Origin of the sequence: uncultured Sulfitobacter sp. (genome assembly GCF_947502895.1) — a bacterium.
Taxonomy (GTDB): Bacteria; Pseudomonadota; Alphaproteobacteria; order Rhodobacterales; family Rhodobacteraceae; genus Sulfitobacter.
In genome coordinates this window covers 552,270-574,463 of the sequence record NZ_CANNBM010000001.1, presented here as the reverse complement: position 1 = coordinate 574,463, position 22,194 = coordinate 552,270, and the positions used below count along the sequence as shown (strand labels likewise).

Genomic DNA, 22,194 nt, shown 5'->3' with positions numbered 1-22,194 from the left:
ATTTTAGGGCAGGGTGAGTGTCAGGCTCTGGCTGTCGATGGTCGCACCATCGCGCAGCAGGGTGGCCGTGCCGCTATACTCCCCCGCTGGCCAGCGGGGGCCGCGGCGCTTCTTCCCGATGGCGCGGAACGATTGGGCGCGCTTGCGGTCAAGCGATGCGTCGCGGGTTATGACGCTGCCTTCGGGGCCATCGAGGGACAGGCGGATCACATCGCCGGGCTGGGTACCGAACAAAAACGCATAGATCACCATCGCGTCACCGTCGGCTTGTGCGGGGGGGACCGTATTGGCGCGGATTGCGTCAAACTCGGGTACAGCGGCGGCGGTGCCTATGCTGACGATGCCGCCCGCGCGGTAGGGAGGCACATCGGACCAGAGGGTTTCTTCATCGCTTTGGCCGCAAATTATGGTGCCGTCGGGGTCATAGGGATCGACCACCTCGCCATTGCGGCGGACGGACAGATGCACATGGGGGAAGGCGGCGCGGCCTGACATGCCGACTTGGCCCAGCACATCGCCCGTATTGACCTGTTGACCGCGCTTTACGGTGATGGAGCCTTGGCGCAGGTGGCAATACTGGGTCTCCCAACCGTCTTCATGGCGCAGGACAACGCCATTGCCACACTCGCGGCCTTCGCTGGCAGCGGCGGTTTCAGAGGTATAGCGGATATCGGGCATGCCATCGCGCAGACCCGTCACCGTGCCTTTGGCCGAGGCTAGAACATCGACGCCTTGTTCGATCATATCATAGGTTGGAAGGGCAAAATCCGTACCCTTGTGGCCGTCATAGCTGAGGCCAGAGCATGTAAAATCGGAGGCTGTTTCGGACGGGTCATGATCAACGTATTGCTGAATATAGCAGGGGCCGTCGAGATCACAGTCGATGGGGGAGGATAACAAAAAATCCCCCGCCGTGGCGGGCACGGCGAGGGACATTAGGGCCAAAAGACCATTTCGCATTATTCAGCTGTGAGCAGTGGTGGCTTGTTACCTGTCAGGCGCGGGCTGTCGGGCCCTTCGGTTGTGATGTCCAACTCACCCTTCTTGACGCCAACCTTGACCACACCGCCTTTGGCGAGTTTGCCAAAGAGCAACTCCTCCGAGAGTGGCTTTTTGATGTATTCCTGAATGACGCGGCCCAGCGGACGCGCACCCATTTTATCATCGTAGCCTTTGTCGGCCAGCCACTCGGCGGCTTTCTTGCTCAGCTCGATGGTGACATTGCGGTCCATCAGCTGTGCCTCAAGCTGGAGCACGAATTTCTCGACGACCTGCATGATCACCTCTTTTGGCAGCGCGCCAAAGGAGATCACGGCATCCAGACGGTTGCGGAATTCCGGCGTGAAGGTTCGCTCGATCGCGGCGGTATCCTCGCCCGTGCGCCGATCGCGGCCAAAGCCGATTGCCTCTTTCGCCTGCTCGGATGCGCCTGCATTGGAGGTCATGATCAGGACGACATTGCGGAAATCCACTGTGCGCCCGTTGTGATCGGTCAGCTTGCCGTGGTCCATGACCTGCAACAGGATGTTGTAGACATCTGGGTGCGCTTTTTCCATCTCGTCCAGAAGCAGGACGCAGTGGGGGTCTTGGTCAACACCGTCTGTCAGCATGCCACCCTGATCAAAGCCCACATAACCCGGAGGGGCACCGATGAGGCGGGATACGGCGTGTTTCTCCATGTATTCGGACATATCAAAACGCAGCAGCTTCACACCAAGCGTATCGGCCAGCTGTTTGGCAACTTCGGTTTTACCCACACCTGTGGGGCCTGCGAACAGATAGTTGCCGATGGGCTTTTCAGGTTCGCGCAGGCCGGCGCGCGCCAGTTTGATCGCCGAGGACAGCGCATCGATTGCTGCATCCTGGCCAAACACAACGCGTTTGAGCGATGCCTCAAGATCACGCAGCACCAGCACATCGTCCTTGGAGACGTTCTTGGGCGGGATACGCGCGATTTTGGCGACGACGGCCTCGACCTCTTTGGTGCCGATGGTTTTGCGGCGTTTGGAGGCTGCGACCAGATGCTGGGCCGCACCTGCCTCGTCGATGACGTCAATCGCCGAGTCGGGCAGTTTGCGGTCGTTGATGTAGCGATGTGCAAGCTCCACCGAGGTTTTGATCGCGTCGGCGGTGTATTTCACGCCATGGTGATCCTCGAAGTAAGGTTTGATGCCCTTGAGGATTTTCTGCGCGTCCTCGACAGATGGCTCGGCCACGTCGATTTTCTGAAAGCGGCGCGACAGGGCGCGGTCTTTTTCAAAGTGCTGGCGGAACTCTTTGTAGGTGGTGGAGCCCATTGTGCGCAGCTTGCCGCCCGCAAGGGCGGGTTTGAGCAGGTTGGACGCATCCATGGCCCCGCCAGAGGTGGCACCTGCACCGATGACGGTGTGGATTTCATCGATAAACAGCACCGCGTCTTCGTGATCCTCAAGCTCGGTCACGACGGCCTTCAGGCGCTCTTCAAAATCACCGCGGTAGCGGGTGCCAGCCAGCAGCGCGCCCATGTCGAGCGAGAAGATGGTTGTGTTTGCCAGCACTTCGGGCGTCTCACCCGCAACAATCTTGCGCGCGAGGCCTTCGGCGATGGCGGTTTTGCCCACGCCCGGATCACCGACCAGCAGGGGGTTGTTCTTGCGGCGGCGGCACAGCACCTGAATACACCGCTCAACCTCGGAGTCGCGGCCGATGAGGGGGTCCACATCGCCGTCGCGTGATTTTTTGTTGAGGTCCACACAGTATTTGGCCAGTGCGGATTCTTTTTTGTCGCCCTCGGTGACGCCCTGGGCTTCTTCCTCGTGCTCGGGCGCGCCGGATACGGGGCGTGCTTCGCCATAGGCGGGGTCTTTTGCAACGCCGTGTGCGATGAAGTTGACGGCGTCATAGCGGGTCATATCCTGCTCTTGCAGGAAGTAGGCGGCGTTGCTTTCCCGTTCGGCAAAGATGGCGACGAGCACGTTTGCGCCTGTCACTTCGGTACGGCCAGAGGACTGAACGTGGATGGCTGCGCGCTGAATGACGCGCTGGAAGGCGGCTGTTGGCACAGCCTCGGAACCTTCGACATCGGTGACGAGATTGCTGAGGTCTTCGTCGATGAATTCGACAAGCGTCTCGCGCAGGTCGTCCACATCTACGGAACAGGCTTTCATCACCTGAAGTGCGTCAGGCTCGTCTACCAGCGAGAGCAAGAGATGCTCCAGCGTTGCGAATTCGTGTTTACGGGCGTTGGCAAGCGCCAAGGCTGCGTGAATGGACTGCTCTAGTGTGGTCGAGAATGAAGGCACGTGCGTGCTCCTTTTCGAAGGGGGTCGGGGGGGCGTGAAAGATACCAGCGCCTGCGGGCCAACCATGGTCTGATTGTATTAGAGTTTGGTTGATAGTGGCCGAGCTTCAAGTCTTTTTTGAAATAAAGTTGTCACATTTATTTTTTGGTGCGGTCTTAGCCGTTGTTTTGGGCGCGATTTGAGTCGGGATTGCAACAGTCTGTCGCAGGTTGGAATCAGAAGTTGTCTTTGAGCGCGCGGACCTTTGCAAAGACCTGCGCATCGGTTGCGTCGGACATGTTCAGACCGGCGCGAATTTTCGCATCATTGCTGCGCAGGAACGGGTTTGTAGCACGTTCCAGCGACATCAGCGAGGGCACGGTAAAGCGCCCCGCGGCGCGCGTGGTTTCAATATCGGCCACGCGGGCGATCAGGGCCGCATTATCGGGATCGACAGACAGCGCAAATTTGGCGTTGGATGTGGTGTATTCGTGACCCGAACAAATTTGCGTGTGATCGGGCCATGCATCCATCTTTCGCAGGCTGGCGTGCATCTGGTCGGGCGTGCCTTCGAACAAGCGGCCACATCCCAGCGCCATGAGGCTGTCAGCAGTAAAGGCAGCCTGTGCTGCGGCGGCGTGAAAGGCGATATGGCCGATGGTATGGCCCGAGACGTCTATGACATCGACCTGCGTATCACCCAGCGCAAAACGATCGCCATCGGACAGCGCATGGTCCAACGCGGGCAAGCGGTGGGTATCTGCGGCGGCGCCGTAGACAGGCGCGGGGTAGCTTTCCTGCAGGTGGGGCAGACCATCGATATGATCGTAGTGGTGGTGGGTCAGCCAGATCTGGTCAACAGTCCAACCGCGCGCGTCCAGTTCTGCCTTGATCGGGTCAGCCTCTGGCACGTCGATCAGGGCAACCGCGCCAGTTGCCTTGTCTTGCAACAAGAACGCATAGTTATCTGACAGACACGCGATGGTCACCAACGTATGGCTGTCTGTCTCGATTGTTTCGGATCGCTGGTGCGTGTCGGAAGGCATGGGCAAGGCTCCGTTGCTGGGCTAGTGTCTCTAGAAATGGCGCAATGAGGGGCCCTGTCAATGCATCTTGATGTGCAGGATCTTCGTAACTTTTATTACCGCAGTGCGCTGGGGCGTGCGGCGCAAAAATCCTTGCGTGACCGGATGATCGAGTTGTGGCCCGAAGCGAAGGGGCAAACGGTTGTGGGTTTCGGCTTTGCCGCGCCGTTGCTGCGGCCCTACCTGAAAGATGCGCGGCGGGTGATTACGCTGATGCCGGGACCGCAAGGGGTGATGCCGTGGCCTGCCGGAATGCCCAACACCTCGGTGTTGACCGAAGAAACATTATGGCCGCTGGAGACGGGCCATGTGGACAAGCTGGTGCTGCTGCACGGGCTGGAGACTTGTGAGCGGCCTTCGGACCTTTTGGAGGAATGCTGGCGCGTATTGGGGCCAGGAGGGAAGGCGCTGTTTATCGTGCCGAACCGAGCGGGGCTGTGGGCACGGCGGGACCGCACGCCGTTTGGCTACGGGCGGCCCTATTCGCCCGGTCAGCTGGATGCGCAACTGCGCAAGCACCAGTTCCTGCCCGAGCGGCACGCGGGCGCACTGTACCAATTCCCCAGCGGCCAGCGCATGTGGATGAAATCCAGCGGATTGTTCGAGCGGGTTGGCCGCAATGTACCCACGATTATGGCGGGTGGCGCGTTTATGGTGGAGGCGACCAAGCTGGTCTATCCCCCCAAGGGCCGCGTGGCGCGCAAGCGCGCCCGCGTGCCGATCGGGGTGATGGAGCCGAGCGCGAAGCCAGTCTAGATCAGGTCTCGCTTGTTGCGGTATAAAGATAGGACGGAATGGCCAGAGGATCGACAGAGCGGTCGGTCAGAGACACGCCGATGTCAGCACTGGACAACCCTATAAGCCCCTCAAGCCGCACTACGCCAGAGAAGACCAAACCATCGTCATCGTCGGTTAGCAGGATGCTGGCATCGGTATAGCCCTCCGAGAGGTTCTCGGTCAGCGTGACCGATTGTGTCAGCGCATCCACGGCGCCGCCTGTATCATAGGATGCCACGTCGATAACAATCAGATCTTCTGCGGGGGAGAAGTCTGTCACCCGTGCCACGATACCGTACTCGGCCTCTTGCCCGTTTGCCAAGAGCGGCGAGATTTCAACAGTATCGGCCCCTGCGCCAGTGGTGAAAGTATCGACTGTGTCCAGATTTGCAGGGGTAAAGAGCTGTGTTATCAACAGATCATCCCCCGTCCCGCCATCAAGGGTTGTGGGGTTGCTGAATTCGACCTCGTCCGCGATCAGGGTGTCATTGCCCGCGCCACCTTCCATGACGAGGCCGTCCGCATCGTCGCGGCCTTCGTGCAACAGCAGGTCATCGCCCAGACCCCCCGAGATTGTTGCATCGACATCCCTGTCGCCATCGACGCCGCCCGACGAAATATAGTCATTTCCCGCTGTGGTGGCGTCGCCTGTGCTGAGGTTGATATCGCTGAGCGCAAGATCGTCCACACCCAGCACGCGGATCACGGCGAGGGTGGGTGCGCTATCCGTGGTGGTAGAGCCATAGTTGGCGATGATGTCAGTATAGCTGCCATCCTCGGCCACCGATAATTCCAGTCCTTCGAATACAATCCCCGCGCTGTCAGGCTGCTGTGTCGTAATGTTGATGGTATCGCTCTCGCGGTCGAAATCCGTGATGGTCGCAATGTTGATGATGCCTGCGGGGATTGCGCCCTCAAGAAAGTCGAGCGAGATGTTGAAGCTTTCGCGCCCGATGCTTTCGGAGTTGATGTTCTCGCGCCCGCCCGTGAGCGTGTCAAAGCCGCCATCGACGCTGCGGCTGTTGACGAGGGCATCAACGATGAAGGTGTCATCGCCATCGCCGCCGCGCAGGGAGACATTGCCGCGGCTTTCTGCGGTGTCGCGGACCTCTAGCTGATCATCGCCGCCGTTGCCGACCAACGTGCCTGACAGGCCAGCGCCTGCTGGTGTGGCGATCAGCGTGTCGTCGCCGAGATTGCCGAATGCACCGCCTGTGGCCCCTGAATAGGTGATGGCATCATCGCCTATGTCGCCATTTATATTGATATCGGTACCAGCCGCGTTGATCGCATCTGCGCCCGGGCCGCCGTTAATCAGCGCGCCGTTCTGGTCGACGCCGCTGCGGATGATATCGTTGCCGTCGCCTCCGTTTATGGTTGTGTTCGTGCCGTCGAGGAAAAAGCTGTCATCCCCCGAGTTGCCGTTGGCTGTGGTGCCTGCGCCGCCGAGGTTGAACAGATCATCGCCGCGCCCGCCATTTGCAACATTGTTGTCGGCGTCGCGTTCAATGATGATTGTGTCGTTGTCCAGGCCGCCATTGAGGATTGCATCATCCCCGAAGCTATCGGCAGTGATTGTATCAGCGCCTGCAAAGCCGTCGACGGTCTGGTTTGACGAAGTGGTGAGGGTGTCGTCCCCGCTTGTGCCTGTAACGCTCGCCGGCGGGTCGACAGGTGCTACGGGATCGACGGGGTCTACAGGATCAACAGGGTTAACCGGATCGACGGGGACTACCGGATCTACCGGATCAATCGGGTCGACGGGATCAATCGGGTCTACAGGCTCTGCGGGATCTAGATCCTCGTCAAATGGTGGCTCGTCATCGTCATTGCTAAAGACGGGAATGAAAACAGTGAGGCCCAGAAGAGCGAGAAGAGCGAGGGGTGACATTGCGGCAGACTCCTTAAATATTCGTTAAGGTTTTCGTGGATGGGAGAAAGAGTCAATGAAATCAGGCGTTCGGACCGCGGAAGAAGCGATTTACCCTAAGTAATCGACATATTGTTCAGGATACGGAAACAATCGCGCGGGCTTGAGGCAATTTGTTGCTATTATAGCGTGTGTCCGTAGGATGACCGGAAGGTGCAACGCCCATGAAAGAATCGCTGTTGACAGCGCAAATGCTGCACCTGCACAAAATTTAGGCACTGGGTAAAAGGCCGCAATTGCGCCAAGTGCTTGAAAATTATGGCTGCGGCAGATTAGCGACATCACTATACTGTGTTGCGGCACCTAGAACGGTCTGCTACATCGCCCCTGATTTAATCGCTTGGTCACTTTTCCAAGCCGCGCCAACACACTGGTCTCGCCATGACGGCGATCCGGTGCAGACGTATGAGAGGATGGACGTGTCCGAACCAGCTTCGATCTCAACAGGCATCGCGCAACGCTATGCGAAAGCCGTATTCGAATTGGCCAAAGAGGCCAAAAAAGTCAAAGCCGTGGAAACGGATTTGACAGCTTTGCATGATGCAATGACCACCAGCGACGATTTTCGCGCGCTGATCCACTCGCCCATCTACACACGCGGGCAGCAGTCGGATGCGATCACTGCATTGGCAAAGAAAATGAAACTGTCGCCAATGATTGCCAACACGCTGGCATTGATGGCGCAGAAACGTCGTTTGTTTGTCTTGCCTCAACTGGTGCAGACTTTGCGCGATATTATCGCGGACGACAAAGGCGAAATCGCGGCTGACGTGACTTCTGCCAAGGCGCTGACGAAGGCACAGGCAGACAAGCTGGCCGCGTCGCTCAAAAAGACAACCGGCAAGACCGTGACACTGCACCAGACCGTTGATGAGACGCTCATCGGCGGTTTGATTGTTAAAGTAGGCTCCAAGATGATCGACACGTCGATCCGCTCGAAGCTAAATTCCCTCCAGAATGTAATGAAAGAGGTCGGATAAATGGGTATCCAAGCGGCAGAAATTTCTGCAATCCTGAAGGACCAGATCAAGAACTTTGGTCAAGAGGCCGAAGTCGCCGAAGTTGGTCGTGTGCTTTCCGTTGGTGACGGTATTGCGCGCGTCTATGGTTTGGACAATGTCCAAGCGGGCGAGATGGTCGAATTCCCCGGTGGTATTCAGGGCATGGCCCTGAACCTCGAAGCGGACAACGTCGGTGTTGTTATCTTCGGTTCCGACCGTGACATCAAAGAAGGCGACACCGTCAAGCGCACCAACTCCATCGTGGACGTGCCAATCGGTGACGAACTGTTGGGCCGTGTTGTGGACGGTCTGGGCAACCCCATTGACGGCAAAGGCCCGCTGGGCACGTCCAAGCGCGGTCTGGCTGAAGTCAAAGCGCCGGGCATCATCCCGCGTAAATCCGTACACGAGCCGATGGCCACTGGCCTCAAGTCCGTTGACGCGATGATCCCGATTGGCCGTGGCCAGCGCGAGCTGATCATTGGTGACCGCCAGACTGGTAAAACGGCTGTTGCGCTCGACGCGATGCTGAACCAGGCGCAGGTTAACAAAGCCGCGGGCGACGACGAGAGCAAGAAAATGTACTGCGTGTACGTTGCGATCGGTCAGAAACGCTCCACTGTTGCCCAGCTGGTTAAAAAGCTGGAAGAAACAGGCGCGATTGAATATTCCATCGTTGTTGCCGCGACAGCGTCCGAGCCTGCGCCTATGCAGTTCCTCGCGCCATACTCCGCGACAGCAATGGCAGAGCACTTCCGTGACAACGGCCGCCACGCTTTGATCGTATACGATGATCTCTCCAAGCAGGCTGTGTCCTATCGCCAGATGTCGCTGCTGCTGCGTCGTCCACCCGGGCGTGAAGCCTATCCAGGTGACGTTTTCTATCTCCACTCTCGTTTGCTTGAGCGTTCCGCCAAATTGGGTGATGACGCTGGCAACGGTTCCCTGACGGCGCTGCCGATCATTGAAACCCAAGGTGGTGACGTATCCGCGTTTATTCCAACCAACGTGATTTCGATCACCGACGGTCAGATCTTCCTTGAGACCGAATTGTTCTATCAAGGCATCCGCCCTGCTGTGAACACCGGTCTGTCGGTTTCGCGCGTTGGCTCCTCTGCCCAGACCAAGGCAATGTCTTCTGTTGCCGGTCCTGTTAAGTTGTCGCTCGCGCAGTACCGCGAAATGGCAGCCTTTGCACAGTTCGGTTCCGATCTGGATGCGGCCACCCAGCAGTTGCTGGCCCGTGGTGCGCGCCTGACCGAGCTGATGAAGCAGGCGCAGTACAACCCGCTGACCAATGCCGAGATCGTCTGCGTGATCTATGCAGGTACCAACGGCTATTTGGACAAAGTGGATGTAAAAGAGGTTGGCCGTTACGAGGCTGGTCTGCTCAAGCATCTGCGCGGCAAGCACGCCGACCTTCTGGACGACATCACCAACAACGACCGTAAGGTGAAAGACGAGCTGGAAGATAAAATCAAAGCGGCTCTCGACGCGTTCGCTGCTGACTTCGCTTAAGGAGAGATAAGCCAATGGCAAATCTCAAAGACCTTAAAAACAGGATCGCGAGTGTGAAGAACACGCGTAAGATCACTAAGGCCATGCAAATGGTTGCCGCGGCGAAGCTTCGCCGCGCGCAGGAAGCGGCTGAAGCGTCCCGTCCTTATACGGAGCGTTTCAACGCCGTTATGTCGTCGCTTGCGGCGTCTGTTGGTGGATCGGATTCCGCGCCCAAACTGCTGAGCGGTACGGGCAAGGATGATGTGCATCTGCTGTTGGTTCTCACGGCTGAAAAAGGTCTTTGCGGTGGCTTCAACGCCAACATCGCCAAGAAGGCCCGTGCGCATGCACAAAAGCTGATTGCGGATGGTAAGGAAGTGAAAATCCTGACCGTTGGCAAAAAGGGTCGTGACCAGCTGAAGCGGGATTTGTCGGCACATATGGTAGGTCACGTTGACCTGACCGAGGTCAAGCGGATCGGGTATACCGATGCGCAGGGCATCGCCAAAGATGTGTTGGGCCGTTTTGACGAAGGCGAATTTGATGTCGCCACTCTGTTCTATGCAGAATTTGTCAATGTGGTCAGCCAGATCCCAACGGCATTGCAGATCATTCCGGCCAAGTTCGAACAGTCCGAGGGCGATGCCCCCGATACGCTGTTTGATTACGAGCCGAGTGAGGAAGCGATCCTTGCTGATCTTCTGCCGCGTGGTGTGGCAACGGCGATCTTCTCGGCACTGTTGGAAAACGGTGCATCCGAGCAGGGCGCGCGCATGTCCGCGATGGACAATGCAACGCGCAACGCGGGCGAGATGATCGACAACCTGACAATCGAATACAACCGTTCACGTCAGGCCGTCATCACCAACGAGCTGATCGAAATCATTTCCGGCGCGGAAGCGCTGTAAGGTATTGGAGTTAAACGACATGGCACAAGCAGTCGGCAAAATCACCCAAGTCATCGGCGCGGTCGTTGACGTACAGTTCGAGGATCACCTGCCGGAGATTCTGAACGCTTTGACAACCGAGAACCAGGGCAAGAACCTGATCCTCGAAGTGGCGCAGCACCTTGGCGAAAACACGGTCCGCACCATTGCTATGGACGCGACCGAAGGTCTGGTTCGTGGCCAGAAAGTAACCGACAACGGCGAGCCTATCTCGATCCCTGTTGGTAACGCCACACTGGGCCGCATCATGAACGTTGTGGGCGAGCCTATTGACGAAAAAGGTCCTGTGAACGCGACCGAGCGCCGCTCGATCCACGCGGAAGCACCTGCATTCGCGGAACAGTCCACCACATCGGAAGTTCTAGAAACAGGCATTAAAGTGATCGACCTTCTGGCGCCTTACGCCAAGGGTGGTAAGATTGGTCTGTTCGGGGGTGCCGGTGTTGGCAAAACCGTTCTGATTATGGAACTGATCAACAACATCGCCAAAGTGCACTCTGGCTACTCCGTGTTTGCGGGTGTGGGCGAGCGTACGCGCGAAGGGAACGATCTGTATCACGAGATGATCGAATCCAACGTTATCAACCCTGACAACCTCGAAGATTCACAGGTTGCTCTGGTCTACGGCCAGATGAACGAGCCTCCAGGTGCGCGTATGCGTGTGGCGCTGACAGGTCTGACATTGGCCGAGCAGTTCCGCGACCAGTCCGGTACCGACGTTCTGTTCTTTGTGGACAACATCTTCCGCTTCACACAGGCCGGTTCCGAAGTTTCCGCTCTGTTGGGCCGTATTCCTTCTGCTGTGGGCTACCAGCCAACACTCGCCACCGACATGGGTGCGATGCAGGAGCGTATTACCTCCACGAAGTCAGGCTCGATTACCTCTGTTCAGGCCGTATATGTTCCTGCGGATGACTTGACCGACCCTGCGCCTGCGACATCCTTTGCGCACCTCGATGCGACAACGGTTCTCGACCGCTCGATCTCGGAAAAAGGCATCTATCCTGCGGTTGACCCGCTGGGCTCCACGTCGCGTCTGCTTGATCCGCTCGTGATCGGTGAAGAGCACTATAAAGTGGCGACCGACGTTCAGCAGGTTCTGCAGCGTTATAAATCCTTGCAGGATATCATTGCGATCCTCGGCATGGACGAACTCTCGGAAGACGACAAACTGGCCGTGGCCCGTGCGCGTAAGATCGAGCGTTTCTTGTCCCAGCCGTTTGACGTTGCAAAGGTCTTTACCGGCGCGGACGGCAAGCAGGTGCCACTGGCAGAGACTGTACAGTCGTTCAAAGCGGTTGTTGCCGGCGAGTATGACCACCTGCCAGAGGGTGCGTTCTACATGGTAGGCGGCATTGAAGAAGTGAAGGCGAAAGCCGAGAAAATGGCGGCAGACGCCGCTTAAGGAGCGCTCAAGATGGCAGACACGATGCAATTCGATCTGGTGTCGCCCGAGCGGCGCCTTGCCTCGGCTCAAGTGGCTTCGGTGCAGATTCCCGGTGCGGATGGCGATATGACGGCAATGCCCGATCATGCGCCAACCATCACCACCCTGCGCCCCGGTCTGTTGACTGTGGATGGCCCTGACGGTCAGTCGCAGTATGTGGTTACTGGCGGCTTTGCCGAGATCACAGCGACAGGCGTTTCGGTTTTGGCCGAGCGTGCACTGGCCAAGGCAGACATGACGCAAGAAACCATGGACGAGATCATGGAAGAAGCGCGGACCATGTACACGAAGGTGAAAGAAGCCTTTGAAAACGAGCCTGGCCCTGTGGATGATGCAGCCAAGCTGCTGTCGGACATGGTTGCTATGGGCGAGCACATGGGCTTGACCGCCAAAAACTGAGCTTTGGACATGAGAATTGAAGGGCCTCGCAGCAATGCGGGGCCTTTTGCATATGGAGCTGCCGTGAATTTGCCATAGAATCTCGGTAGGGCGTCGTCTGAAATACCACGGGAAAACCAAGATGAAAAAGTTGCGCAGTTTGATTGTCGGTGTGGACAGCGGAGACGAGGTACTGTTCGAGGATTTCGAGGATGGCGGCGAAATGTGGACCGGACGTGGCCAGCGGGAGCGGCGGCGGCGGATCAAGTTCTCGGAGAAATACCTCAGCGTGCCTACAGTGCAGCTGTCAATCTCGCTGTGGGATATGGATGCGGGCACGGTTTTGCGTGCCGATGTGACGGCGGAAGCCGTGACGGAGAAGGGTTTTGACATGGTGTTTCGCACATGGGGTGACACGAAGGTCGCCCGCGTGCGCATTGCATGGACAGCTTTGGGGGAGCTTGAGGACGCGGATGCGTGGGATGTCGGCTGACAGCGCCTGACGGGGCTGTTGTAATGATCTCTCCCTAAGGGGGAGAGATCAGGTGAGTTTATAGGAAAAATAAAGAAGCGGGGCTGTGTGGACGCGGCAGTGCTTATCCGTCGGTGTACATGCCGTCGTAGATCGGGCCCAGGGTGTCTTGCTCAAACAGAGACGACACGGAGGTCCCGTTCCAGATGTTCAGGATTGCCTGCGCGAAGATCGGGGCGGTGGGTACGATGCGGATGTTGGGGGCGTTTTTGACGGCATCCGTGGGCTGGATGCTGTCGGTGATGACAAGTGATTTCATGACCGAATTTGTAACACGCTCGACCGCCGGGCCGGACATCACGCCGTGGCTGATATAGGCGTGTACTTCCTTGGCACCGTTCTCCAGCAGCACTTCGGCGGCTTTGCACAGGGTGCCTGCGGTATCGCAGATGTCGTCAATGATGAGACAGGTTTTGCCCTTTACGTCGCCGATCACGGTCATTTCGCTGACTTCGCCTGCTTTTTCGCGGCGTTTGTCGACAATGGCGAGGGGCGCGTTCAGGCGTTTGGCCAATTCGCGGGCGCGGGCCACGCCGCCGACATCGGGCGAGATGATCAGCAAATCTTCCATCTGGTCTTTGAACGCGTGTTTGATATCGAGCGCGAAGACAGGCGAGGCGTAGAGGTTATCAACGGGAATATCGAAGAAGCCCTGAATTTGAGCGGCGTGCAGATCCATCGTGAGGATCCGTTCGATGCCTGTGCCAACCATCATGTTTGCGACCAGTTTGGCCGTGATTGGTGTGCGCGCCTTTGTCCGGCGATCCTGACGGGCATAGCCGAAGTAGGGCAATACCGCTGTCACCCGCTGGGCCGAAGAGCGGCGCAGGGCATCGGCCATAATCAGCAGCTCCATCAGGTTGTCATTGGCGGGGTTCGAAGTGGGCTGGATGATGAACATATCTTCACCGCGCACGTTCTCGAACACCTCGACAAAAATCTCGCCATCGTTAAACCGTTCGACCCGTGTGTCGACCAGACCGACATGTGTACCACGGTGCAACGACATCCGCCGTGCGATTGCTTTGGCAAGAGGCATGTTGGCATTGCCTGAGATCAGCTTTGGCTCGGGGGTGTTTGGCATGTTTGGGTCGCTCCGTGGCAGCGGTTTTACAGAATCGTTACATTGAACAGCACCTAACATGCGCCTAGGGTCAGGCAAAGCGGACACACCTTTATGGAGCTCTCAAATGGCCACGATCGACTATTATTTCGCAACCCTGTCACCCTATTGCTACCTTGCACAGACGCGGCTGGAGGAAGTGGCGGCGCGGCATGGGGCCGATATCAACTATAAGCCTTTCGATATCATTCAGGGATTCGGGCGCACGGGGGGCACACCGCCCAAGGACCGTCACATCAGCCGCATTGAATACCGCGCTCAAGAGCTGCCACGGCAGGCGAAAAAGCTGGGGCTGCCGTTCAATTTGCAACCTGCGCATTGGCCAACCAATGGGGCACCTGCGGCCTATGCATTTATCGCGGCGCAGAATGCAGGTGGCGGTGATCTGGGACTGTTGGCGCATATCATCACGCGCGCGGTCTGGGCTGAGGAAAAGGACATCGCCGAGGATGATGTGATTAAGGCGTTTCTGAGCGAGGCAGGGTTTGACCCTGCGCTGTCCGACAGCGGCCTGCTGACGGGGGCAGAGACCTATGCGCGCAATCTGGAAGATGCGGTTGAGGCTGGTGTATTCGGTGCGCCGTTCTATGTGGTAGACGGGCAGCGGTTCTGGGGGCAGGACCGGATTGCTGATCTGGATCTTCATCTGCAAGGAAAACTGTGACACTTCATACGCATACACATCTTTATGAGGGTGCGCCGCGGCGCGCGCTGGCCATTCACTGTACGCTGGGCCACGTGGGCGCATGGCGTGGTCTTGCGGCGGCGCTGAAGGAAGATTTGAGCCTGCTGGCGTTCGATTTGCCGAGCCATGGCAAATCGGGAGTCTGGGACCGGACGGGCAACGTACATGATGTGGCAACTGATATGGCGCTGGCGCTGATCGACGGGCCAATGGACCTGATCGGGCATTCATTCGGTGCGACGGTGGCGCTGCGCATCGCGGTGCAAAACCCCGAGCTGGTGCGCAGCCTAACGATGATCGAGCCTGTTTATTTCGCTGCGGCTATTCAGGACCGGCCCGAGTTGTTGGCGCAGCACCAAAAAGCCAATGCAGCACTGGACGCGGCCTTTGCCGAGGGGGATGAGCGGGAGGCCGCGCGTGTTTTCCATCGCGACTGGGGAGACGGCACAGCATGGGAGGACTTGCCCGCGCGGATGCAGGACCACATGGCCCGACTGGTGCATTATGTGCCTGCCAGTGCGGCCTTTTTGCATCATGATAGTGCAGGGTTGCTACAAGAAAGGCGGCTGGACCGCGCGGCGATGCCCTCACTCATCATCGAGGGCGATGCGTCCCCACCGATGAGCGGTCAGATCGCAGAATCGCTTGAGAAACGATTGCCCGATGTCGACAGGGTGATTGTGAAAGATGCGGGACATATGGTGCCGCTGACCCATGTGCAGGAGGTTGCCGCGCCGATCCGCGACCTGCTGGCGCGCAGTTAGGGCCGCGGGCGGATCCCAGAGGTGATGTGATGGCTTGCGGCGGTGCTAATGCCTAGAAATAGCTCAGGAACTGGTCAACCAGTTCGTTGGTCATCGACCAGTCACAAACCAGACGCGCGGCGAGCAATTCGTCGGGCGCACCTTGGTCGATATCGCCGTCCAGCACATAGTACTTAGCCCCCGCGGCATGCAGTGCCTGATGGGTGGCGCGGGGAAAGCGGGTAAAAATCATGTTGGCTTGGGGTGTGTGCATCATCTGCGCGCCCCGCGCTGTCAGCCCAGTGGCAAGCCGCGCGCAGGCGGAATTCGCGCTGCGCGCCATGTCCTGCCACAGGTCATCTGCTAGATACCCTGCCATCTGGGCCGAGAGATAGCGGTGTTTGGAAAACAGATGCGCGCCGCGCTTGCGCCGCAGTTCGAACTCCCATGCTTTGGAGGGGTCGAAAAAGACCACCGCCTCAACCCCCATGCAGCCGTTTTTGGTGCCACCGAAGCTGACCACATCGACGCCTGATTTCCACGTCATTTCAGCGGCGGTACAGTCTAGGGCGACCGCTGCATTTGCAAAGCGTGCGCCGTCGAGATGGACGGGCAGGTTTGCGTCTTTTGCCACGGCGGTCAGGGCGCGCAGTTCTTCAAGGCTGTGGACCGAGCCGAACTCGGTTACTTGGGTGATCGAGACGGCACCTGCTTGGGCCATGTGGACGTTGGCATTGTGGGGACGGCGGGCGATGGCATCGGCCAGTGCGTGGGGCGACATCTTGTTATCGGTAGGAATGAGGGTCAGTTTCGCGCCGCCCGCATAGAATTCTGGCGCGTTACATTCATCTTCCTCGATGTGACTGTATTGGGCGCAGAAAATCGTTTGCCACGGCTGGGTGTAGCACGCGAGTGCCAGCGCGTTAGCAGCGGTGCCGGTTGCCACCAGATAGACGGCGGCCTCGGGGGCCTCGAACGTGGCGCGGATACCCTCGCGGACCTCGTCCATAATCGGGTCGTTGCCGTAGGGCATGGCGTAGCCTGTATTTGCCTCCATCACGCGTTGCATGATTTTTGGATGCACGGGGCCGGAATTGTCAGAGGCAAAGAACATTCAGGTGGGCTCCTCTATGATGTGGTCTTCCCAATCTTCGAACGCGGTTTCCCATTCGCTGACCGTACGGCCGCGCATGGAGACGCCTGCGGCGGCGACGCTGTCGGGGGTGCCTGTTATCAGCGGGTGCCATTCGGGCAGGGGTAGCCCCTTCCACAACAAACGGTAGGCGCAGGTTTCTGGCATCCAGTAGGCATGGTCGTCGATATTGTCGGGTGTCATTACGATGCAATCGGGCACGAATTGGTGGCGGATATCGTATTGCGCGCAGCGGCAAGTGTCATCGTCCAGCAGGCGGCATGCGACATTGGTCAGGGCCACTGCACCTGTATCCTCGTCTTCCAGCTTGTTCAGGCAGCATTTGCCGCAGCCGTCGCACAACGCTTCCCATTCTTTTGTGTTAAGCGATTTCAACGGTTTGCGTTCCCAGAACCGTTTTGCCAGCCCGCTGCGTTCAATCGGATCGGTCATAGTGCTGTCAGGATGGCACGGGCGCGGGCACTGTCGGCGTCCATCTGGGTGATCAGCGTTTCCAGACTGTCGAATTTCTCTTCGCCGCGCAGATGCTCGACCAACGCGATAGACAGGGGCGTGCCATAAAGATCGCCTTTGAAATCGAAGATGAAGGTTTCGAGATTGGGTCTGTTTTCGCCAAACATCGGGCGCACGCCCATAGAGGCGACCCCATGATAGCTGCCCGTATGCGGCCCTTCGAGAACGTCGGCCAGCACGGCATAGACGCCAAAGGCGGGCGGGTGCAGGCCATCAATGCTCATATTCGCGGTGGGATAGCCCAATTCGCGGCCGCGCTGTTCGCCGCCAATCACAGGGCCTTCGATGCGGTGCCAATGGCCCAACATTGCGGCGGCATCGCGGGGGCGCGCATCAGTCAGCGCACGGCGAATTGCGGTCGAGGAAACGGTCTGATCAGATTGCGCCATAAGCGGTGCGATGGTCACGCCAAATCCCAGTTGTTCACCAAAGGAGACCAGATCGGCCGCTGTGCCAGCGCGCCCTTCGCCAAAGCAGAAATCGGCACCCACAACCACATGACGCAGGCCGAGGCCGCGGTGCAGGACTTTGTCCGCAAAATCAAACGGGGTGAGCGAGGCGAGCGCGGTATTGAACGGCAACTGATACAGCTTCTCAACGCCAACTTTTGCGAGGCGCGAGGCGCGTGCTGCACTGCTCATTAACCTGAACGGCGGGGCGGTGGGCGCGAAATAGGCGCGGGGGTGCGGATCAAACGTAACGATCCCCAAGGGTGCATCGGGCGCGGCGGCGCGGGCCTGTTCTATCACCGACAGGTGGCCCAGATGGACGCCATCAAAGTTGCCGATCGCGGCGGTGGCGCCACGATCCGTATCTGTTACATATTCATAGTCAGAAATAATCCGCATGGCGATTGAGTAGCCGCCCACGCGGATGCGTGCAAGGTCAGTCGAACTTGCGCGAGGGTGCCAATACGGTTGCTTCGCCCACCAGCACCTTTTTGCCGTCAACCGAGCAGTGGCAATCCATCTTTACGATGCGTTTGGCGGGGTCGATATCAGTGACCTTAACCTCCGCATACACGGTGTCGCCCGGGCGCACGGGACGCAGGAACTTCATCGTCTGACCAAGATATACAGTACCGTGGCCCGGCAGTTGCTCTCCGATCACGGCAGAGATCAGGCCAGCCGTCAGCATCCCATGGGCAATACGGCCCTGAAAGATCGTGTCCTGTGCATAGTCGTCATCAAGGTGGACAGGGTTACGGTCTGTCGAGATGGTCGCGAACATCTCGATATCCTCGTCCGTAACCTGCTTGCGCAGATAGCGGAACATACCGATTTCGATATCTTCAATAACGATGGTGCCGCGCGGAAGATTGTCCAACATGATTGCCCTCTCGGTAATAAAAGTACGGGCGCGATGCCCTGTTTGGAACTTAATTACTTCGCAGGCGCAGAAAGGCAAGCTTTATTTGGGTCAGCGCAGATGACCTATTGTGAAGGGGGGATCGGTCTTTTCTGTTTCCAGATAGGTGTTTAGGGCTTCTGCGTCCGGTTGGGTCACAGTTTTTGTCTCGGCGGCAGCCAGTCCGCCCGAGATGAAGAGAGAATCAATCCCCTCATCAATGCCACCTTTGATGTCCGTGGCGATACCATCCCCGATGGCAAGAATGCGGTCGTCGGCGATTTCGTTGCCCAGTTTGTGCAAGCGGCGGCGCGCCAGATCATAGATGGGGGCGTGTGGCTTGCCGAAATAGAGGCTCTCGCCGCCCATTTCAGTATAGAGCTTGGCCACAGCCCCTGCGCACCATTCACGCACCTCGCCCCGGTCCACAATGATATCGGGGTTGGCGCAGAGCAGTTTCAGGTCGCGTGCCAGCGCTTTTTCAAGATCGGGACGCCATGTGTCAGGGTCTGCCTGTGCGTCAAAGGGGCCAGTGCAGACAATGCCTGTTGCTTCCTCCAAAGGTACACGTGTTATCTCGACCGGATTGTCCAGAATTTCCAGCGGGTCGAAAAAGCGGCTGTCTGTCGCGGGGCCGTAGTGCCAGACGTTCTGGCCTACGACACCGCGATACATGGCCGAGCGCGCAGAATCGCCCGAGGTGGCGATATCGTCATAGGCGTCCAGCGGCACGCCGAAATGTACCAGTTGTTTGGTCACGCCTGCGCGGGGGCGCGGCGAATTGGTGACAAGGATCACGATGCCGCCGCGCTTGCGGTATTCTTGCAAGGCAGCAACCGCGCTGGGGATCGCGGCCACACCGTTGTGCACACATCCCCACAGATCGACGAACAGGGCGTCGTAATCTGATGAAATCTCGGACAGGGCGGTGATGATACGGGTCATTGGGCGGCTCCTCGGGCGCAGGGGTGTTGGCGCGGTGATAGCGGAGGTGGCGCACAATGCAAAGGGTGGGGCGGGCGGGCTACAAAAAAGGCCCCCGCAGTTGTGCGGAGGCCTTTCAAATGCGCAGCTGTTGCGCAATCAGGCCTTGAGGTTGGGGATGATCTGCTTCTTGCGGCTCATCACGCCGGGTAGAACCACGGTATCGCCCTCAACGGTGGCACCAAAAGATTTTTCCGCCACTGTTTTGCTCAGCTCGTTGGGGATCAGCATGGTCGCTTCTTCGTTGAGGATATCGACAACGAACAGCAGCACCTGATCCGCACCGTCTTCGGACGCAACATCGGGCATCGCGGCCATCAGCGCATCCTTGCGGTCCAGCACAGCAGAGGGGGATGTTGTTTCCAACACCGACACGCGGAACTGCTTGCCGTCTACTTCGTATTCCTTGCTGTCCATGCGCAGCAATTCCGCTTCCGAGAAGGATGACACATCGGATTTCGCCGCAAACATCGCCGCCGCATATTCAGCGATATCAATGCCAAGGCTCTCTGCCAGCGACCATGCAATGGCCTTGTCCTCTTGGGTGGTGGTGGGCGAGCGGAACTCAAGCGTGTCCGACAGGATGCAGGTCAGCATCGCGCCTTTGATCTCGGAAGGCATCTGCGCCATGTCTTTGCCGATCAATTTCCACATGATGGTGGCGGTACAGGCCAGCGGTTCGATGACCATGTGAATGGGGGCTTTTGTCTCCAATCCGCCGACCAGTTTGTGGTGGTCGATAATGGTGCGGATATCGGCGTTGTTGACGTTTGCAGGCAGCTCGGCGGGGTTGTTCGTGTCCACGATCACAACAGGCTGGTCGTCTTCCACATCCGAAATGATCTCGGGCTTGTCCAACTTCCAGTGGTCCAGCATGAACAAGGCTTCTGTATTCGGCTCGCCCAGCAAAACAGGCTTTGCCTCTTCACCGATGATATTGGTCAGATACCACGCCCAGATAATCGGGCTGCCTGTGCTGTCTGTATCTGGGGATTTATGGCCGAAAACGAGGGTGGTCATTATGCGCTCCTACGGAAAATAATCTCTGTTTGCGCGCCTTATAACAGGATCAAAGCCAGTGTCACGTGTCAGATATTGCACTGCCAGCACGTCCCGCACCGCTTCTTTATTTTTCCCTTAAACTCAATCCCGCACCCTCAAAACAGGCTAACAGAACTTGACCGGATGCGCCCTCACCCCAGCCCCAACTCGGCGCGCAGTTTACGTGTGAGGCCAGCGGCCACCATATCATAAGAGGCACGGATGTGGTCGCGCAGGCTCTGGTCGGTCAGGCCGGGTGGGCCGTAGTGCTGTATCCATTTAAGGCCGCGCGAGGCCAAATAGGGGGCGGGGCGCAGGCCGGGGCTGTCAGACAGGATTTCGAACGCCAGATGAGAGGTCTTGAACGTCACCGCATCCGCGTTGCCGCCCATCCCCACCACGGCGAACAGTTTGCCGCCAATTTTGTACACGTCCGATCCACCCCATTGCACCACATGTGTGGCGTGGGGCAGCGCGGCGCAAAATGATTTGATCTCGTCACGGGTCATCAGCCCACGTTAGGGGGTCGCGCGCGGTTTGGGAATGGTGATACTCTCTTGCGCATGAGCATACGCGAGACCGATCTATACCCGCCCGTGAAGGCTTTCCTTGAAGATCAGGGATATGTCGTAAAGGCCGAAGTGGGGGCTGCCGATGTGGTGGCAATCCGCGGGGCTGAGCCCCCTGTGGTCGTTGAGCTGAAGTTGGGGTTTTCGCTGGCGCTTTTTCATCAATGTGTTGAACGGCTCAAAATAAGTGATGATGTTTATCTTGCTGTGGCGCATAAGGCGGGCAAGCCGTTTTATAAGGCGGTAAAGGCCAATACCGCCTTGGCGCGGCGATTGGGGCTGGGTCTGATGACAGTGCGGCTGGAGGATAGTTTGGTCACTGTGCATTGCGACCCTGGCCCATATGCACCGCGTAAAAACATCAAGCGCCGCGCAACGCTGTTGCGCGAATTTGCGCGCCGGCAGGGCGACCCCAACGATGGCGGGCAGACGCGCGCCGGGTTGGTGACAGCCTACCGTCAGGATGCCGTCAAAATCGCCGTTTACCTGTTTGAGGTGGGGGCGTGCAAAGGCGCTGATGTGGCGCGCGAGACTGGCGTGGCGCGGGCCACGGCCATGATGCGCAGCAATCATTACGGCTGGTTCGAGAAAGTCGAAAAAGGGGTTTACGGCATCACGCCCGCAGGTGCCGAAGCTGTTGCTGTCTCTGCTCGGGTATTGGGCGCAGATTAAACCTGCCATGGGGCCTTCATCGGCTGCACATTTTTTCTGTGTTCAGGCGTTGACTCACGACCCGCTCCTCCATACTTACAGCTCGTTATCACTCGACCAATGTGAGTGATAACGGCTGGTCGCTTCGGGTGAAGGGCCGGTCAACAAAGATAACTTTGAGCATCAAGGAGCTACAAAGATGGCATTAACACCACTTCACGACCGCGTGCTGGTAAAACGCACAGAGGGCGAAGAGAAAACTTCCGGCGGGCTGATCATTCCCGATAGCGCAAAAGAAAAACCTTCCGAGGGCGAAGTTGTTTCCGTGGGCGCAGGCGCACGCAAAGACAACGGTGAGCTGATCGCACCAGCGGTAAAAGCCGGTGATCGTGTTCTGTTCGGCAAATGGTCCGGCACAGAGGTCACTGTAGACGGTGAAGAAATGCTTATGATGAAAGAATCCGACATCATGGGCATCCTTTCCTGAGCACAGGACAGGTGGCCGCAAGGCCGCACATGACACGGTTC

General features: G+C 58.1%; 23 protein-coding genes. 11 read left to right on the top strand and 12 right to left on the bottom strand.

The genetic code is table 11. From position 1 onward, the window contains the following. Positions 1-3 precede the first annotated feature (3 nt). The 3 genes from Q0903_RS02775 to gloB all read right to left on the bottom strand — a co-directional run bounded on the left by Q0903_RS02775 (position 4) and on the right by gloB (position 4,306). Positions 4-936 carry a M23 family metallopeptidase gene (locus Q0903_RS02775; RefSeq protein WP_299412655.1) on the bottom strand — a complete coding sequence of 311 codons (933 nt, stop codon included), beginning with the start codon at positions 934-936 and terminating at the stop codon, positions 4-6. Positions 937-959: 23 nt separating this feature from the next. Further along, positions 960-3,281, bottom strand: coding sequence for an ATP-dependent Clp protease ATP-binding subunit ClpA (gene clpA / locus Q0903_RS02770; RefSeq protein ID WP_299024906.1), 2,322 nt, complete (start codon positions 3,279-3,281; stop codon positions 960-962). A gap of 215 nt (positions 3,282-3,496) precedes the next feature. Then, positions 3,497-4,306, bottom strand: coding sequence for a hydroxyacylglutathione hydrolase (gloB, locus tag Q0903_RS02765; protein ID WP_299412653.1), 810 nt, complete (start codon positions 4,304-4,306; stop codon positions 3,497-3,499). A 60-nt stretch (positions 4,307-4,366) separates the two neighbouring features. Here gloB and Q0903_RS02760 point away from each other — a divergent pair, with 60 nt between their 5' ends. Beyond that, the gene (locus Q0903_RS02760) at positions 4,367-5,101 is read left to right on the top strand and encodes a methyltransferase domain-containing protein (protein ID WP_299024902.1); all 735 of its coding nucleotides are present in this window, start codon (positions 4,367-4,369) and stop codon (positions 5,099-5,101) included. Position 5,102: 1 nt separating this feature from the next. Here Q0903_RS02760 and Q0903_RS02755 read toward each other — a convergent pair whose 3' ends face one another. Next, positions 5,103-7,013 (bottom strand): calcium-binding protein, encoded by a 1,911-nt coding sequence (locus Q0903_RS02755; protein WP_299412650.1) that lies wholly within the window; start codon positions 7,011-7,013, stop codon positions 5,103-5,105. A 458-nt stretch (positions 7,014-7,471) separates the two neighbouring features. On the opposite strand from Q0903_RS02755, the gene Q0903_RS02750 reads away from it, so the two are divergent. The 6 genes from Q0903_RS02750 (at position 7,472) to Q0903_RS02725 (ending at position 12,818) form a co-directional block, all read left to right on the top strand. Continuing rightward, complete coding sequence (locus tag Q0903_RS02750; RefSeq protein WP_299412648.1) at positions 7,472-8,032, top strand: F0F1 ATP synthase subunit delta; 561 nt, start codon at positions 7,472-7,474, stop codon at positions 8,030-8,032. Beyond that, positions 8,033-9,571, top strand: coding sequence for a F0F1 ATP synthase subunit alpha (gene atpA, locus Q0903_RS02745; protein ID WP_299412645.1), 1,539 nt, complete (start codon positions 8,033-8,035; stop codon positions 9,569-9,571). It abuts the gene before it with no gap. A 14-nt stretch (positions 9,572-9,585) separates the two neighbouring features. Next, positions 9,586-10,461, top strand: coding sequence for a F0F1 ATP synthase subunit gamma (locus tag Q0903_RS02740; RefSeq protein ID WP_299024896.1), 876 nt, complete (start codon positions 9,586-9,588; stop codon positions 10,459-10,461). Positions 10,462-10,480: 19 nt separating this feature from the next. Beyond that, on the top strand, positions 10,481-11,905 hold the full coding sequence (gene atpD / locus Q0903_RS02735; protein WP_299024894.1) for a F0F1 ATP synthase subunit beta: 1,425 nt from the start codon (positions 10,481-10,483) through the stop codon (positions 11,903-11,905). A gap of 12 nt (positions 11,906-11,917) precedes the next feature. Next, positions 11,918-12,346 carry a F0F1 ATP synthase subunit epsilon gene (locus Q0903_RS02730; RefSeq protein ID WP_299024892.1) on the top strand — a complete coding sequence of 143 codons (429 nt, stop codon included), beginning with the start codon at positions 11,918-11,920 and terminating at the stop codon, positions 12,344-12,346. Between the two features lie 121 nt (positions 12,347-12,467). Further along, positions 12,468-12,818, top strand: coding sequence for an H-type lectin domain-containing protein (locus Q0903_RS02725; protein WP_299024890.1), 351 nt, complete (start codon positions 12,468-12,470; stop codon positions 12,816-12,818). A 103-nt stretch (positions 12,819-12,921) separates the two neighbouring features. Here the strand turns inward: Q0903_RS02725 and Q0903_RS02720 are convergent, their stop codons facing one another. Further along, the gene (locus Q0903_RS02720) at positions 12,922-13,941 is read right to left on the bottom strand and encodes a ribose-phosphate pyrophosphokinase (RefSeq protein ID WP_299024888.1); all 1,020 of its coding nucleotides are present in this window, start codon (positions 13,939-13,941) and stop codon (positions 12,922-12,924) included. Positions 13,942-14,047: 106 nt separating this feature from the next. Between Q0903_RS02720 and Q0903_RS02715 the strand changes: the two genes are divergently transcribed. Together Q0903_RS02715 and Q0903_RS02710 are read left to right on the top strand one after the other, a co-directional pair. Then, positions 14,048-14,644: a 2-hydroxychromene-2-carboxylate isomerase gene (locus Q0903_RS02715; RefSeq protein WP_299412642.1), complete on the top strand. Its 597-nt coding sequence runs from the start codon at positions 14,048-14,050 to the stop codon at positions 14,642-14,644. Next, positions 14,641-15,429 carry an alpha/beta hydrolase gene (locus tag Q0903_RS02710; RefSeq protein ID WP_299024885.1) on the top strand — a complete coding sequence of 263 codons (789 nt, stop codon included), beginning with the start codon at positions 14,641-14,643 and terminating at the stop codon, positions 15,427-15,429. The genes Q0903_RS02715 and Q0903_RS02710 overlap by 4 nt, the downstream gene beginning before the upstream one ends. 52 nt (positions 15,430-15,481) lie before the next feature. On the opposite strand, the gene Q0903_RS02705 is transcribed toward Q0903_RS02710, so the two are convergent. The 7 genes from Q0903_RS02705 to Q0903_RS02675 form a co-directional block, all read right to left on the bottom strand. Then, positions 15,482-16,522, bottom strand: coding sequence for a beta-eliminating lyase-related protein (locus Q0903_RS02705; protein WP_299412640.1), 1,041 nt, complete (start codon positions 16,520-16,522; stop codon positions 15,482-15,484). Further along, positions 16,523-16,993 carry a YcgN family cysteine cluster protein gene (locus tag Q0903_RS02700; RefSeq protein WP_299024881.1) on the bottom strand — a complete coding sequence of 157 codons (471 nt, stop codon included), beginning with the start codon at positions 16,991-16,993 and terminating at the stop codon, positions 16,523-16,525. Next, positions 16,990-17,922 carry a bifunctional riboflavin kinase/FAD synthetase gene (locus Q0903_RS02695; protein WP_299412638.1) on the bottom strand — a complete coding sequence of 311 codons (933 nt, stop codon included), beginning with the start codon at positions 17,920-17,922 and terminating at the stop codon, positions 16,990-16,992. Before Q0903_RS02695 ends, Q0903_RS02700 begins: the two co-directional genes overlap by 4 nt. Before the next feature lie 37 nt (positions 17,923-17,959). Continuing rightward, entirely contained in the window at positions 17,960-18,403 is a 444-nt protein-coding gene (locus tag Q0903_RS02690; RefSeq protein WP_298858094.1) for a MaoC family dehydratase, read from the bottom strand. A gap of 90 nt (positions 18,404-18,493) precedes the next feature. Beyond that, positions 18,494-19,366: a TIGR01459 family HAD-type hydrolase gene (locus Q0903_RS02685; RefSeq protein WP_299412637.1), complete on the bottom strand. Its 873-nt coding sequence runs from the start codon at positions 19,364-19,366 to the stop codon at positions 18,494-18,496. Between the two features lie 138 nt (positions 19,367-19,504). Next, positions 19,505-20,425, bottom strand: coding sequence for a manganese-dependent inorganic pyrophosphatase (locus Q0903_RS02680; protein WP_299412635.1), 921 nt, complete (start codon positions 20,423-20,425; stop codon positions 19,505-19,507). Positions 20,426-20,598: 173 nt separating this feature from the next. After that, positions 20,599-20,955, bottom strand: a complete 357-nt coding sequence (locus Q0903_RS02675; protein ID WP_299024872.1) for an MmcQ/YjbR family DNA-binding protein — start codon at positions 20,953-20,955, stop codon at positions 20,599-20,601. A 54-nt stretch (positions 20,956-21,009) separates the two neighbouring features. On the opposite strand from Q0903_RS02675, the gene Q0903_RS02670 reads away from it, so the two are divergent. Together Q0903_RS02670 and Q0903_RS02665 are read left to right on the top strand one after the other, a co-directional pair. Then, on the top strand, positions 21,010-21,687 hold the full coding sequence (locus Q0903_RS02670; RefSeq protein ID WP_299412633.1) for a DUF2161 family putative PD-(D/E)XK-type phosphodiesterase: 678 nt from the start codon (positions 21,010-21,012) through the stop codon (positions 21,685-21,687). 178 nt (positions 21,688-21,865) lie between these two features. Next, positions 21,866-22,153, top strand: a complete 288-nt coding sequence (locus Q0903_RS02665; protein WP_299024869.1) for a co-chaperone GroES — start codon at positions 21,866-21,868, stop codon at positions 22,151-22,153. Positions 22,154-22,194: the final 41 nt, after the last annotated feature.

What these genes read in the sequence shown, in the direction of transcription:
- Q0903_RS02715 (WP_299412642.1), top strand. Translation starts at nt 14,048, where the DNA reads ATGGCCACGATCGACTATTATTTCGCAACCCTGTCACCCTATTGCTAC.
- Q0903_RS02665 (WP_299024869.1), top strand. Translation starts at nt 21,866, where the DNA reads ATGGCATTAACACCACTTCACGACCGCGTGCTGGTAAAACGCACAGAG.
- Q0903_RS02675 (WP_299024872.1), bottom strand. Translation starts at nt 20,955, where the DNA reads ATGACCCGTGACGAGATCAAATCATTTTGCGCCGCGCTGCCCCACGCC.
- Q0903_RS02680 (WP_299412635.1), bottom strand. Translation starts at nt 20,425, where the DNA reads ATGACCACCCTCGTTTTCGGCCATAAATCCCCAGATACAGACAGCACA.
- atpD (WP_299024894.1), top strand. Translation starts at nt 10,481, where the DNA reads ATGGCACAAGCAGTCGGCAAAATCACCCAAGTCATCGGCGCGGTCGTT.
- Q0903_RS02690 (WP_298858094.1), bottom strand. Translation starts at nt 18,403, where the DNA reads ATGTTGGACAATCTTCCGCGCGGCACCATCGTTATTGAAGATATCGAA.
- Q0903_RS02775 (WP_299412655.1), bottom strand. Translation starts at nt 936, where the DNA reads ATGTCCCTCGCCGTGCCCGCCACGGCGGGGGATTTTTTGTTATCCTCC.
- Q0903_RS02695 (WP_299412638.1), bottom strand. Translation starts at nt 17,922, where the DNA reads ATGCGGATTATTTCTGACTATGAATATGTAACAGATACGGATCGTGGC.
- Q0903_RS02700 (WP_299024881.1), bottom strand. Translation starts at nt 16,993, where the DNA reads ATGACCGATCCGATTGAACGCAGCGGGCTGGCAAAACGGTTCTGGGAA.
- Q0903_RS02685 (WP_299412637.1), bottom strand. Translation starts at nt 19,366, where the DNA reads ATGACCCGTATCATCACCGCCCTGTCCGAGATTTCATCAGATTACGAC.
- Q0903_RS02740 (WP_299024896.1), top strand. Translation starts at nt 9,586, where the DNA reads ATGGCAAATCTCAAAGACCTTAAAAACAGGATCGCGAGTGTGAAGAAC.
- gloB (WP_299412653.1), bottom strand. Translation starts at nt 4,306, where the DNA reads ATGCCTTCCGACACGCACCAGCGATCCGAAACAATCGAGACAGACAGC.
- Q0903_RS02730 (WP_299024892.1), top strand. Translation starts at nt 11,918, where the DNA reads ATGGCAGACACGATGCAATTCGATCTGGTGTCGCCCGAGCGGCGCCTT.
- Q0903_RS02725 (WP_299024890.1), top strand. Translation starts at nt 12,468, where the DNA reads ATGAAAAAGTTGCGCAGTTTGATTGTCGGTGTGGACAGCGGAGACGAG.
- atpA (WP_299412645.1), top strand. Translation starts at nt 8,033, where the DNA reads ATGGGTATCCAAGCGGCAGAAATTTCTGCAATCCTGAAGGACCAGATC.
- Q0903_RS02720 (WP_299024888.1), bottom strand. Translation starts at nt 13,941, where the DNA reads ATGCCAAACACCCCCGAGCCAAAGCTGATCTCAGGCAATGCCAACATG.
- Q0903_RS02760 (WP_299024902.1), top strand. Translation starts at nt 4,367, where the DNA reads ATGCATCTTGATGTGCAGGATCTTCGTAACTTTTATTACCGCAGTGCG.
- Q0903_RS02670 (WP_299412633.1), top strand. Translation starts at nt 21,010, where the DNA reads ATGAGCATACGCGAGACCGATCTATACCCGCCCGTGAAGGCTTTCCTT.
- Q0903_RS02705 (WP_299412640.1), bottom strand. Translation starts at nt 16,522, where the DNA reads ATGTTCTTTGCCTCTGACAATTCCGGCCCCGTGCATCCAAAAATCATG.
- Q0903_RS02755 (WP_299412650.1), bottom strand. Translation starts at nt 7,013, where the DNA reads ATGTCACCCCTCGCTCTTCTCGCTCTTCTGGGCCTCACTGTTTTCATT.